A 13,593-nucleotide genomic window follows, 5' to 3' on the forward strand; every position below is an offset into this window, starting at 1 on the left:
CGTATGGACGGCATCCGGGCCCGGCTGAAGACAATCGGGCTGGAGCCTTATGACTGCCTCAATCCGGGCCTGATGGACTACATCGCCACCTGGACGGCGAAGAAGTCCGGCGCGCTGCCCGCCTGACAAATTGCGGTCCGGTTCATGGGCGGTAGAGATACGCCAGGCCGAAGGTTCTGTGTTCCCAAACTAACGAGCCTCCAAGCAAGGCGTAAGACCGGCGGCGCAGTCGAGCCAGCGCAGCTCGATCGCGTCGCCGGTGCGGTTTCAAGGCGCAGAGCCGGGAGCGGTCCGGCCGGTGGCTATACCTGATTGAGATTATCAGGACGAGAGGCAGAGTTGATGAAGGTCGTTTCTACGTCGAAATCGCATAGCGGCACCCAGGGCGTCTACTCGCATGCTTGCGAGGTCTGCGCCTGCGACATGACCTTTGCCGTCTTCGTGCCGCCGCAGGCCAGGGATCGGCTGGTGCCGGTGCTTTGGTATCTGTCCGGCCTCACCTGCACGCACGCCAATGTCATGGACAAGGGCGAATACCGGCGCCTGGCATCCGAACTCGGGCTGGTCGTCGTGTGTCCCGACACCAGCCCGCGTGGTCCCGACGTTCCGGATCAAAAGGACAATTGGCAGATCGGCTGCGGCGCCGGCTTCTATCTCGACGCGACAGAGCAGCCTTATGCGAAGAGCTACCGCATATACTCCTAGATCACCGAGGAATTGCCGGCGCTGGTCGCCGCGAATTTCCCGGTCGACATGTCACGCCAATCGATCTTCGGCCATTCGATGGGCGGGCACGGCGCGCTGACGATCGCGCTGAAGTATCCTGAGTGCTACCGAAGCTGTTCGGCCTTAGCGCCGATCGTGCAGCCGTCGAGCTGGTCGCGGCCAGCCTTCGAAAAATATCTCGGACAGGACTAGAAGAGCTGGCGCGCCTACGATGTCACACTGCTGATCGAGGACGGTCGTCGCTTTGGGGAGTTCCTGGTCGACCAGCGCATGGCCGACGGATTTCTTCAGGATGGGCTGCGGCCTTGGCTGCTCGAAGAGGCCTGCAAAAACAATAGTTTGTCGCGATGGCTGATCCCCGGCCAACTGGATCAAGCAGAAGCACTTCGCACTTATGCTTCGCGAACTCAGCGTGATGAAGGTCCAAGTGATCGGTCTGGAGTCACGCAGCATGGTCGAGGGGGTTCAAAAACCCTTTGTGCGTCTGCCGGATGGACCGAGGCGCCTAAATGCTCATCTGTTTCTGTGGGGATATCTGTGGGGTAGGCATCTTACAGACTGCCTAACCCGTTGTTTTTTCTGGTCGGAGTGGCAGGATTTGAACCTGCGACCCCCTCGTCCCGAACGAGGTGCGCTACCAGGCTGCGCTACACTCCGTGACCAGACCGCGGGCTTATAGCCGCCACACTTCGTTCCTGCAAGCGGCAATGGCAGCACTTCTGTCGCATTTCGTGCGCTTTCGTCGGGGCTTGCCGGAAAGCTCGGATTTCCATCCGGGATAAACGCGGCTTAAAGCCTTGTGTGCTACGCCGCTGCCTCGATAGATCGTGTTTCTGTCTCCTGGAGCCCTGCTGTCTTGCCCCCAAAAATCGTTGGCGAAGCCTGGCCCAACAGCTTCAAATTCGAAACCGCGGCGCTGATCAAGGCATCCGGGTTTCGTGAATATGATGCGCGCTGGTGGTTCGGTCATCCCGGTTCGACGGTGCCGCCGGAACTCAATCTGATCGGCGTCCAGGCGCTTGGCATGGGGCTCGGCACGCTGATTCGCCGTCTCGGCGCCGGACCCGACATCGTCACCGGGCATGATTTCCGGTCCTATTCGCTTGGCATCAAGCTAGCGCTGGTTTCCGGGCTGATGGCGGCCGGCGCAAGGGTGAAGGACATCGGCCTGGCGCTGTCGCCTATGGCCTATTTCGCGCAGTTCGCACTGGAGACGCAGTCCGTCGCCATGGTCACCGCCTCGCACAACGAGAACGGCTGGACCGGCGTCAAGATGGGAGCCGCGCGGCCGCTGACCTTCGGGCCTGAGGAGATGACCGCGCTGAAGGCGATGGTGCTCGCCGGCGATTTCGACCTTACAGGCGGCGGCTCCTATGATTTCGTCCGCGATTTTCGCGCCACCTATCTCGACGACCTGGTCGGGGACAAGCGCATCACACGCAAGCTCAAAGTGGTCGCTGCTTGCGGCAATGGCACTGCCGGCGCCTTTGCCCCGGAAGCCTTGCGGCGCATCGGTTGCGAGGTGATTCCGCTCGATGCCGAACTCGACCATACCTTCCCGCGCTACAATCCCAACCCGGAGGACATGCGGATGCTGCATGCCATCAGGGACAAGGTGCTGGAGACAGGGGCCGATGTCGGTCTGGGCTTCGATGGCGACGGCGACCGCTGCGGTGTCGTCGACAATGAAGGCAACGAAATCTTCGCCGACAAGGTCGGCGTCATGCTCGCGCGGGATATTTCGCGGCTCCATCCGGGTTCGACCTTCGTCGTCGACGTCAAGTCGACCGGACTGTTCAACACCGACGCGGTGCTGCGCGCCAATGGCGCCGTTACCGACTACTGGAAGACCGGCCATTCCTACATTAAACGCCGCGTTGCCGAACTCGGCGCTGTCGCCGGCTTCGAAAAGTCGGGCCATTTCTTCTTCAACCCGCCGATCGGGCGCGGCTATGACGACGGGTTGGTGACGGCAATCGCCATCTGTCAGATGCTGGACCGCAACCCGGCCAGCTCGATGGCCGATCTCTACCGTGCGCTGCCGCTGACCTTCGGAACCCCGACCATGTCGCCGCACTGCGCGGACGATGTGAAATACGGCGTCGTCGAACGGGTGGTCTCCGATTTTCAGGCGATGCAGCGGGACGGTACCAGTTTCGCGGGCCAGAAGATCATGGACCTCGTCACCGTCAATGGCGTCCGCGTCGTCGCCGAGGACGGCACCTGGGGTCTGGTGCGCGCCTCGTCGAACAAGCCGGAACTGGTCGTGGTCGTCGAAAGCCCGGTCTCGTCCGAGCGTCGCCGGCAGATGTTCGATGCCGTCGACGCCGTGCTGCGCCGCAGTCCGGAAGTCGGCGCTTATAACCAGACTTTCTAGGTCAGCGCCCTGCTGCAGGCGCTGCGGCCGTCAGCACGCCCCAGTCAAAATCGCGCGCCCAGTCGGCAAAGCCGTGCCAGCGCACCTCCGCAAATTCCCTGTGCAAGGCGGCGATATCGACGTCGTAGCCGACGCGGTCGAACCATTCGAACATCAGCGCCGCGTCCTCGCTCTGCTGGCGGGCAACTGCGATCGGGATTTCCTGGTAGCGGATCGGGTGGCCGATGGCGCCGGACAGGATTTTAGCCTGCTCTTCGCCTGACAATTCGTCGCCGGCGAAATCGAAGCGCTTGCCGAACACTTCTTCCCGCCGCTCGACCAGAGCGGCCACGAAGGCGCCGATATCTACCAGCGAGACGAGCTGGAGGACGCGCTTGGGTGGCATGGCGAAGGCATGGATGCCTTGGTTGAGCGCACCGATCGACCACGGCGCAACGGCATTCTCCATGAAGGCCACCGGCGCGCTGATCGAATAGGGAATGCCGAGCTGCTCGATATGCCTCTCGACCAGATATTTGCTTTCGAAATGCGGGATGCCGGTCTTCTTGTCGGCGTCGGCAACGGAGGAATAGATCAAGTGTCCGACGCCGGCGGTCTTCGCCGCATCGGCGGCTAGGATGCCCAGACGGGTCTCTTCCTCGAGACCGGCCTCATAGCTGTTGCCCATCAGGAACATGGTGTCGACGCCTTTTGCGGCGCTCACGACCGAGCCCGCTTCGGCGAGATCGCCGGCCACCACCTCGGCGCCCGCCGACGCCAGTTGCCGCGCGCCCTCGCTGCCCGGCTTGCGCGTCAGTCCCTTGACGTGATGGCCCTGGACAACAGCGCACGCGCTACCGCGCCGCCTTGCTGGCCCGTGGCGCCGGTCACAAGAATGTTTCGTTTGCTGGTCATTTCGTCTGCTCCTTTTTCTCTGTCCGGCTTGTTTGCCTGGAGCAAAATTAGGCTCTGTCGGATTGATGCATAACTGCCTATAGTTGGAAAACTTTGTCTCACTGGTGAGTACAATGATCGATCTCAACGATGTCATCGTGTTTGCTCGCGTCGTCGAGGCCGGCAGCTTCACCGCCGCCGCGCGTCTGCTTGCCATGCCCAAGACGTCGGTCAGCCGCCGTGTCGCCGCGCTCGAACGCGAGGTCGGCGTGCGCCTGTTGCAGCGCACGACACGCAGCCTCAACCTGACGGATGCCGGGCGTCTGTATATGAGCAAAGCAGCCAGGGGCTGCGCACGATCGAGGAGGCGAATCTGCGTCTGGCGGAGGCGAGGGCGGAACCGTCGGGCACCATCCGCATTTCGGCCCCGGTAGGTTTTGGCGGCTATTTCCTCATCCGCGCCGTGGTCGACTTTCTGGCGCTGTATCCGAAGACCAATGTCGAGCTTCGGCTCACCGACGACAAGCTCAACCTGGTCGAGGACGGTATCGACCTCGCCTTCCGCACCGGCACCCTCCAGGATTCGACGCTGATCGCCCGCAAGCTCGGTGCCGCGCGCAGGTTGCTCTGCGCCAGCCCCGACTATCTCGCACGATATGGAATGCCGGAAGGCCCGGCGGATCTCGCGCGCCATCGATGCGTCATCGCGGGCCCATCGGCCTCGGGCGCCCATTGGGTGCTGGATGGACCACAAGGCCAGGAGACGGTCGTGGTCACCGGGCGCTTCGCCGCCAATGAAATGCAGGCGGTGCTTGCTGCCGCGCTCGCCGGCTTCGGTGTCGCCCAATTGCCCCAGGCGATGGCCGAAGGGCTGATCGATCAGGGGCGCCTGCAGCGCGTCCTCGAGGATTACACGACACCGGCCGGCGGACTGCATGTGCTCTATCCGAGCAGCCGCCACCTTTCGCCCCTGGTGAAGGCCTTTATCGAACTGGCGGCCGAGCGGATTTCCAATCGGGCAAATACCGCTTAAAGGGCGTCTGTGCTACCCAATCGACCTCCAATTCCCGAGCGCGAGACCTGAATGACCGAGCGGATCGTCAGTTTTGTCATGAGCGGCGGCGTTGGCTCTCGGCTATGGCCGCTGTCACGCGAGGACAATCCCAAGCAGTTCCACGATCTGTCGGGCGATGGCTCCATGCTGGCCAAGACCTTGCGCCGCCTGACGGCGAGACCGGCTGGCGAGACGCCGATCTTCCTGATCGCCTCGGAACGTCACGCCGATCGTGTCCATGCCGACTTGGCCGGTCTCGATCTTGCCGGCGGCGGCCCGCTGTTCGAGCCCGCGGGACGCAACACCGCCGCCGCCGTCGCACTGGCGACGCTGCGCACTCTGTCGGAATTCGGCGACAGCCTGGTGCTGGTGGTGCCTTCCGACCATGAAATAGCGACGGCGGGGCAATTCTGGCAAAGTATCGAAGCGGGATCGCAGGCGGCGCGCGCCGGCCGCCTGGTGGTGTTCGGCATCAAGCCGACCCAGCCGGAAACCGGTTACGGCTATATCGAGGTATCGGCCGAGAAGGGCGGGGTGTTCGACGTTTCGCGCTTCGTCGAGAAGCCCGACCTCGCGACGGCCAATGATTATCTCAAGGCGGGAAATTTCTACTGGAACACCGGCATCTTCCTGTTTCGGGCGGGTGCCATGCGCGACGCCTTCGAGGCATTCCAGCCCGATATCTGGCGCACTACCGAAGCGGCCTACAAGGCGGCGACATCGGACCTGTCCGGCCTCTATATGCCGCTGGAGCTCTACGCGGCCATCCCGTCGAACTCGATCGACTATGCCATCATGGAGCGGGCAAAAGACATCGCCATGGTGCCGGCCGGTTTCCGCTGGAACGATCTCGGCTCCTGGCAATCGCTCCTCGACGTCGGTCCCGCTGACGAGCGAGGCAACGTCGTCGTCGGTGATGTCGTCGCCATCGATTGTGAGAATTCCTATATCCGTAGCGACGGCCGCCTGCTGTCGGCGATCGGCATGAAGGACGTTGCCATCGTCTCGACGGCGGATGCCACTTTCGTTGCCCCGGTGAGCCACAGCCAGCACGTCAAGAAGATCGTCGAACAACTCGAAAAATCGGGACGGCTGGAAACCAGATTCACGCCAGCGCACGACCGCGTCATCGAAAGCGGCGCCTGGCGGCGGCGCGTGCATCACTGGCTGTTCCAGGAGACCTTGCCGCTATGGTCGACATCAGGCGTCGACGAGCGCCATGGCGGCTTCCACGAGGCGTTGGGTTTCGACACCAGGCCGCTCGTCAAGCCCAAGCGCATGCGCACCCAGGCCAGGCAGGTCTATGCTTTCGCCGTTGCCAAGGAACGTGGCTGGACCGGCCCGGCCGACCGGCTGATCGCGCATGGCATCGATTTCATGGCAGGGCAGGGCCGCACCGAACGGGGCGGTTGGGTGCGCACGCTGAATGTCGATGGCTCCGTCGCCGACCCGGTCGAGGACGCCTACGATCATTCCTGCATTCTGCTGGCACTGGCGCACGCGCATATGTCGGGCAATCCCGATGCCTTGCGGCTCGGCGAGGAGACCTTCGCCTTCCTCGATGCGCATCTGGAGGACAGCCGCATGACGGGGTTCCTCGAGACATCGGATGGGGCCGGCGAGCGGCGCTCCAATCCGCACATGCATCTGCTCGAAGCTTTCCTGGCCTGGCACCAGGCGACCGGAGAGCGCGCGCATCTGCGACGCGCGGCCCGCATCATCGACCTCTTCCGCAGCCATTTCTTCGACCCCGAGAGCTGGACGCTCGGCGAGTATTTCGATGCCGAATGGAAACCGGTCTTGGGAGAGAAGGGAACCTGGACCGAACCCGGCCATCACTTCGAATGGGCATCGCTGCTGGTCGATTTTGCCGATCGAAGCGGCCAGGCCGAGCTGAGCGTCTATGCCCGAAAACTCTATGCCTCGGCGATCGCCAACGGCCTTAACCGCGCCACCGGCCTTGCCTATGGGGCAGTCTCGCGGCAGGGCCTGCCGCTCGACCTGATATCGCGCAGTTGGCCGCAGGCCGAAGCGCTCAAGGCGGCGATCGCGCTGGATGGCTCGGGCGGCCCTGATCTCAAGCCGGAGATCGAGGCGCGCGTCGGCCGGCTGTTCCGCTGGCACATCGACCCGGCGCCGCTGGGCCTCTGGATCGACCGCATCGACGAACGCGGCCGCTCGCTGGCGTCAGACGTGCCGGCCAGTATCTTCTACCATCTGGTCTGTGCGCTGACCCAGTATCTGGATGGGACTGTGGACAAGTAGGCGGGATCAGTACGGGCTTGCCACGTCCCCGGTCTCGACATAGATCGACTTCAGCTGCGAATAGAGCGCCAGTGCCGCCAGCGAATTCTCGCGGCCGATGCCCGATTGCTTGACCCCGCCGAAGGGGATTTCCACAGGGGTCAGATTGTAGGCGTTGATCCAGCAGGTTCCGGCCTGCAACTCGGCAATGACGCGGTGGGCACGCGGCAGGTCGCGTGTGAACACGCCCGCGGCAAGGCCGAACTCGGTGTCGTTGGCGCGGTCTATAACCTCGTCCTCACCGTCGAATTTCAGCACGCTCATGACCGGGCCGAAAATCTCCTCGCGGGCGATGCGCATGGTGTCGGTGACGCCGGTGAAGACCGTAGGCTCGACGAAGAAGCCGCCCTGGAAGCCCTGCAGCGACGGCACGTTGCCGCCGCAAGCGAGCGTGGCGCCATCCTGCTTGCCAGCCGCGATATAGCCGACGACCTTGTCTTGCTGCGCCTTGTTGACCAACGGACCCATCTGCGTATCCGGATCGAGCGGATCGCCGATGCGGATTTTCTTGGTTCGCTCGACCAGCCGCTCGACAAAGCGGTCGTGAATGCCGCTCTGCACGAAGACGCGCGTGCCGTTGGAACAGATCTGGCCGCTCGAATAGAAATTGCCGAGCATGGCGCCGCCAATGGCGTTTTCGACATCGGCATCGTCGAAGACGATCAGCGGCGACTTGCCGCCGAGTTCCATCGTCGCGTGCTTCATCCCTGAGCCGGCCAGCGACAGGACCTTGCGCCCGGTCGGCACCGAGCCGGTCACCGAAACCTTGGCGACGACATCATGGCCGACCAGCCCGGCGCCGACATCGCCATAGCCTTGCACGACGTTGAACAGCCCGTCGGGTAGACCAGCTTCCGAGTAGATCTCGGCCAGCGCCAGCGCCGAAAGCGGCGTGTTTTCCGATGGCTTGAACACCATGGCGTTGCCCATGGCGAGCGCCGGCGCCGATTTCCAGCCGGCGATCTGGATCGGATAGTTCCATGCGCCGATGCCGACGCAGACGCCAAGCGCCTCGCGGCGCGTGTAGGCGAAGGGTCCGCCGAGGTCGACCGCTTCGCCATTGAAGACGGCGACCGCGCCGGCGAAATATTCAAGGCAATCGGCTGCTGAAGGCGCGTCCGCCACCAGCGTCTCCTGGATCGCCTTGCCGGTGTCCAGCGTCTCGATGCGGGCAAGGTCGGCGTTGCGGGCGCGCAAAATGTCGGCGGCACGGCGCAGAATGCGGCCGCGCTCGACCGGCTTGAGCCGCGCCCAGGCCGGCTGTGCGGCGCGTGCGGCCTCGATAGCGAGTTCCAGCACGTTCGGCGTCGCCGAACGCAGCATGGCGATGGTCTCGCCCGTGGCAGGATAGATCACCGGCAGCGGCGCGCCGCCTTCGTCCTCGATATAGCGTCCGTTGACATAGTGCGAAGCCGTGGGCTGGGCGCGCATGGGGATCTCCAAATCGTCTGCGCCCAAGTGGGCGGCTCAATCTATCGAGGCGGCTCGATCGGTTGCCCGGATCATGGCCTATCTGTCAGACGCCTGCCAGCGAGGATTGATCCATGGCTCCTGGTTGGACGGCGCGAGCGGTGTACGGCCAAGGATGTGATCGGACGCCTTCTCGCCGGTCATGATCGATGGTGCGTTGAGGTTGCCGTTGGTCACGCGCGGGAAGATCGAGGAGTCGGCGACCCGTAATCCGTCGACGCCGATGACCCGGCATTCCGGATCGACGACGCTCGATTGATCATCGACCCGGCCCATTCGACAGGTGCCGCAAGGGTGGTAGGCGCTTTCGGCATGGTCGCGAATGAACATATCGAGATCGTCATCCGACTGCACATGGCTGCCCGGCGAGAGTTCCTGTCCGCGGTAGGCATCGAAGGCCGACTGGCCGAAGATTTCGCGGGTCAGGCGGATGCAATGGCGGAACTCCGCCCAATCGTCCGGATGCGACATGTAGTTGAAGCGGATGACCGGCTTCGCTTTCGGATCCGGCGAGCGCAACGTCACCGAGCCGCGCGACTTCGAGCGCATCGGCCCGACATGCGCCTGGAAGCCATGCGATTTCGCCGCCGCCTTGCCGTCATAACGCACCGCCGCCGGGATGAAGTGGTACTGGATGTCGGGATAGTCGACGCCTGCCTGCGAGCGAACGAAGGCGGCGGCCTCGAAATGATTGGTGGCGCCCAGGCCCGATTTGAAGAACAGCCACTGCGCCCCGATCATCGCCTTGGAGAACGGGTTCAGCACCGAATTCAGGGTGATCGGCTTGGTCGATTCCTGCTGGATGTAGAGCTCCAGATGGTCCTGCAGGTTGCCGCCCACACCGGGCCGGTCGGCCACGACGGCAATGCCGTTTTCGCGCAAATGCCCGGCCGGGCCGATACCGGACAGCATCAGGATTTTTGGCGAGTTGATCGACGACGCCGCGACGATCACTTCGCGTCGCGCCTTAACGACCTGAATCTGTTTGTGAGCTTCGATCTCGACGCCGATGGCGCGTTGATTCTCGATAATCACCCGGCGCGCAAAGCCTTTGACCAGACTCACGTTTTTGCGCCTGAGCGCCGGCTTCAGATAGGCTGATGCCGCCGACCAGCGGCGGCCGCCCAGAATGGTCTGCTCCATCGGCCCGAAGCCTTCCTGCTTGGCGCCATTGTAGTCGTCGGTCAGTTCGAACCCTGCCTGGCGGCCCGCTTCGACGAAGGCGCCATAGAGCGGATTGCGCCGCGAGCCGCGCTGCACATGCAGCGGGCCGCCGTGCCCGCGCCAGCCATCCTCGCCACCGTCGGAATCTTCCATGCGCTTGAAATAGGGGAGCACGTCAGCAAAACCCCAGCCGGCCGCTCCCTGTTCGGCCCAATGGTCGAAGTCACGGGCGTGGCCGCGCACATAGACCATGCCGTTGATCGAGGACGAGCCGCCGATCACCTTGCCGCGCGGCGTCGCCAGCACGCGGCCGCCCAGATGCGGCTCCGGCTCACTGGCGAACCCCCAGTCGTAGAGGTTCATGTTGAGCGGGATCGACAGCGCCGACGGCATCTGGATCAGAGGTCCGAGATCGGTGCCGCCGAATTCGATGACGATGACCGAATGCTTGCCGTCCTCGGACAGGCGATAGGCCATGGCCGAGCCGGCGGAGCCGGAGCCAATGATGACGAAATCCGCTTAAAGAATGGTTCATATGCACAATAAAAGCGGCGAGCGAGACATTGCCGCCGGTTGCACCCACGAGGACGGTCTTTCCCGCCACATCCACCTTGCCACCGAGCAGTGCCGCCACCGACGCCGCGCCCGAAGGCTCCAGCACCAGCTTCATCCGCTCGAAGGCGATCTTCATTGCCCGCCGCACCGACTGGTCGTCGACGGTGATGCCGCGAACACCCGCTGCCTTGACTGCTGCGAAGGGGGCGTCGCCGGGCCGGCGCGACATCAGCCCGTCGCAGATCGACTTCGGGCCAATCGGCATGGTCTCGATCGAGCCATGCGCCAGTGACGAGCCCATGCCGTTGAACCCTTCGGGCTCGACGCCGATGATCTCGGTCGCCGGCGACAGATAGTGGAAGGCGAGCGAAACGCCGCCGATCAGCCCACCGCCGCCGACCGAGCAGAACAAGAGATCAGCGCTGGCGTCCTTGGCCGACAACTGGTCGAGTGCCTCGAGGCCGGCGCCCGCCTGGCCGGCGACAATCTCCGGATCGTCGAAGGGATGCAGCAGGGCCAGACCTTCGGTCTCCGCGATCTCGCGCGCCTTTGCGGCCGCGACCTCTTCACGCGCCCGATCGCCATGATCGGTCAGCACGACGCGGGCGCCATAGCCTGATGTCGCATCACGCTTGGCGGCCGGGGCGTCGATCGGCATGACGATGGTGACCGGGATGCCGAGCGCCTGTCCGGCGGCCGCCAGCCCTTGCGCGAAATTGCCGGAGGAATAGGCGACGACGCCCTTCCTTGCTTCGTCGGGCGAAAGCCGCTTCAGCCGCCAATAGGCGCCGCGAACCTTGAAGGATCCGGCCCATTGCAGCGATTCCGGCTTGATGAAGACCCGGGCCGCACCGGTTTCCTTGGCGAGTGCCGTCGATTCCAGCAGCGGCGTGACCTGTGTCGCCTGGGAGGTGACGGCATAGGCCTGCATGAGATGATCGAGGGTGGGAACGAGAAGATCTGTCATCATTCGCCTCGCGGATACCTTTTGCTCTCTTCGAGATTGTCGAGGTTCATGTGATTGCGCATGTACCGCTCTGACGCCTTCTGCAGTGGCTGGAAATCCCAGGGGTAATAGGCGCCATTGCGCAGCGCAGGATAGACCACCCAGCGGCGCGCCTGGCTCTCGCGCACGGCGGCGTCGAAGCCGGCCATGTCCCAACGCGCCCTGACCTTGTCCATGAACTCGGCCACCAACGCCACATTGGCGGGATCATCGGCAAGATTGTCCCGCTCCAGCGGATCGGCTTCGAGATCGAACAATTGCGGCGGATCGAGTTCGCAATGGACGAATTTGTAGCGGCCCTCGCGGATTGCCACCAAGGGCGCATAGGAGCCTTCCGCGGCGTACTCGATCAACACCGGTGCCGTGCGCTGCCCACCCTTGGTGAGCGGCAGCAGCGACTGGCCGTCGGTCCACGGCGCGATCGACCCGATGTCGATGCCGGCGAGGTCGCAAAGCGTTGGCGCCACGTCGAGATTGGAGACCGGCGCGTCGATCAGCCCGGCCGGCACGCCCTTGCCGGCGATCATCAGCGGCACCCGCGCCGAGCCTTCGAAGAAGCTCATCTTGAACCACAGGCCTCGCTCGCCCAGCATGTCGCCGTGATCGGAGCAGAACAGGATGATCGTGTCGTCGAGCATGCGCGTTCGGGTGAGAACGTCGAGGAGCTCGCCGAGCTTGTCGTCGACATAGGAGATGTTGGCGAAATAGCCGCGCCGCGAACGACGCACCTGCTCCGGTGTGATCTCGAAAGAGGGATAGTCGCTGGCGTGGTACAGCCGCTGGGAATGCGTATCCTGCTCGTCATGCGCGATGAAGCCGGTTTCCGGGTCCAGCGCCTGGCAATGCTCATAGAGATCCCAATACTGCTTGCGCGCGACATAGGGATCGTGCGGGTGCGACAGCGAGACGGTGAGGCACCATGGCCGATGGCTTGCATCGTCCTGTTCGCGTGAAAGCTGATAGAGCTTCTGAGACGCGAGGAACACGACCTCGTCGTCATACTCCATCTGGTTGGTGGTCTCGGCGATGCCGGCGCCGGTTACCGAACCCAGATTGTGATACCACCACTCGATGCGCTCGCCGGGTTTGCGGTAGTCCGGCGTCCAGCCGAAATCCGCCGGATAGATGTCGGTGGTCAGCCGCTCCTCGAAACCGTGCAACTGATCCGGTCCGACGAAATGCATCTTGCCCGACAGGCAGGTGTAGTAGCCGGCGGCACGCAAATGATGGGCGAAGGTCGGGATCGACGAGGTAAATTCAGCGGCATTGTCGTAGACACCGGTGCGCGACGGCAACTGGCCGCTCATGAACGAGGCGCGGCCCGGTGCGCAAAGCGGCGAGGCGGTGTAGTTGTTGGCAAAGCGCGCCGAACGCGCCGCCAGCGCTTTCAGATGCGGCGTGTGTAGAAATTCCGCTGGCCCATCCGGGAAAAAGGTCCCGTTGAGCTGGTCGACCATGACGATCAGGAAATTGGGTCGCTTCGCTGTCACTGTTTGTGCTGTCCGCCAAGTTTGGTTTCGAGATAGTCCTCGACCAGCGCGATCGCGGTCGCGGCGTCGGGCACGCCATCCTTCAGCGCGCGCCTGATGTAGAGCCCGTCGATCATTGCCGCCGTCGCTTCCGCGGCGCGGTCGGCTTCGGTCCTGGGCAGGATACCGATCAAACCGCTCATCAGGTTCGAATGCAGCCGCCTTGCGTAGACTCTGAGCAACCGGCGCAGCGAGGACGATTGCTGCGCCTCGACATAGAAGGCGAGCCATGCGGCGATGGTCTCCGCCTGGAACTGGATGTCGGAAAAATTGACGGCGACCACGGCCGACACGCGCTCGCGCGGGGAGGTGGTGGATTGAAGCGCGCGGCGCATGTCGATGGTCAGTTCGGCCAGGATGTGCCGCATCGTCGCGAACAGCAGCTCGTCCTTGGCGCCGAAATAGTGATGGGCAAGGGCCGAAGACACACCGGCGCGTCCGGCAATCTCGGACATGGTCACGTCAAGCGAGCCGCGCTCGCCGATCGCCGAGATCGTCGCGTCGATGAGCGCCTTGCGGCGCAATGGCTCCATTC

General features: G+C 63.7%; 6 protein-coding genes, 1 tRNA gene and 5 pseudogenes. 5 read left to right on the forward strand and 7 right to left on the reverse strand.

Features of this window, described 5'->3' with window-relative positions:
• Both EOA36_RS38205 and fghA read left to right on the forward strand, forming a co-directional pair.
• Positions 1-126: pseudogene (locus EOA36_RS38205) on the forward strand (aldehyde-activating protein); the annotation flags it as partial.
• A gap of 216 nt (positions 127-342) precedes the next feature.
• Positions 343-1,056, forward strand: a pseudogene (fghA, locus tag EOA36_RS11235) (S-formylglutathione hydrolase); the annotation flags it as partial.
• A gap of 250 nt (positions 1,057-1,306) precedes the next feature.
• On the opposite strand, the gene EOA36_RS11240 reads toward fghA, so the two are convergent.
• Positions 1,307-1,383, reverse strand: a tRNA-Pro gene (locus EOA36_RS11240).
• 199 nt (positions 1,384-1,582) lie between these two features.
• Here EOA36_RS11240 and EOA36_RS11245 point away from each other — a divergent pair.
• On the forward strand, positions 1,583-3,103 hold the full coding sequence (locus EOA36_RS11245) for a phosphomannomutase/phosphoglucomutase (protein ID WP_127277703.1): 1,521 nt from the start codon (positions 1,583-1,585) through the stop codon (positions 3,101-3,103).
• Between the two features lies 1 nt (position 3,104).
• Here EOA36_RS11245 and EOA36_RS11250 read toward each other — a convergent pair.
• A pseudogene (locus tag EOA36_RS11250) lies at positions 3,105-3,997 on the reverse strand (NmrA/HSCARG family protein).
• A 113-nt stretch (positions 3,998-4,110) separates the two neighbouring features.
• On the opposite strand from EOA36_RS11250, the pseudogene EOA36_RS11255 reads away from it, so the two are divergent.
• A pseudogene (locus EOA36_RS11255) lies at positions 4,111-5,009 on the forward strand (LysR family transcriptional regulator).
• Between the two features lie 51 nt (positions 5,010-5,060).
• Entirely contained in the window at positions 5,061-7,295 is a 2,235-nt protein-coding gene (locus tag EOA36_RS11260; protein WP_127277704.1) for a mannose-1-phosphate guanylyltransferase/mannose-6-phosphate isomerase, read from the forward strand.
• 6 nt (positions 7,296-7,301) lie between these two features.
• On the opposite strand, the gene betB is transcribed toward EOA36_RS11260, so the two are convergent.
• The 5 genes and pseudogenes from betB to betI all read right to left on the reverse strand — a co-directional run bounded on the left by betB (position 7,302) and on the right by betI (position 13,591).
• Positions 7,302-8,765: a betaine-aldehyde dehydrogenase gene (gene betB / locus EOA36_RS11265; protein WP_127277705.1), complete on the reverse strand. Its 1,464-nt coding sequence runs from the start codon at positions 8,763-8,765 to the stop codon at positions 7,302-7,304.
• Positions 8,766-8,843: 78 nt separating this feature from the next.
• Positions 8,844-10,445 (reverse strand): choline dehydrogenase, encoded by a 1,602-nt coding sequence (gene betA / locus EOA36_RS11270; RefSeq protein ID WP_245464320.1) that lies wholly within the window; start codon positions 10,443-10,445, stop codon positions 8,844-8,846.
• 46 nt (positions 10,446-10,491) lie between these two features.
• Positions 10,492-11,493 (reverse strand): annotated as a pseudogene (locus EOA36_RS11275) (threonine/serine dehydratase); the annotation flags it as partial.
• On the reverse strand, positions 11,490-13,019 hold the full coding sequence (gene betC / locus EOA36_RS11280; protein WP_127277706.1) for a choline-sulfatase: 1,530 nt from the start codon (positions 13,017-13,019) through the stop codon (positions 11,490-11,492). The gene betC and the pseudogene EOA36_RS11275, both read right to left, overlap by 4 nt.
• Complete coding sequence (gene betI / locus EOA36_RS11285; protein WP_127277707.1) at positions 13,016-13,591, reverse strand: transcriptional regulator BetI; 576 nt, start codon at positions 13,589-13,591, stop codon at positions 13,016-13,018. The genes betC and betI overlap by 4 nt, the downstream gene beginning before the upstream one ends.
• Between the last annotated feature and the right edge of the window lie 2 nt (positions 13,592-13,593).

It is taken from the genome of Mesorhizobium sp. M8A.F.Ca.ET.021.01.1.1 (genome assembly GCF_003998025.1).
Classification (GTDB): domain Bacteria; phylum Pseudomonadota; class Alphaproteobacteria; order Rhizobiales; family Rhizobiaceae; genus Mesorhizobium.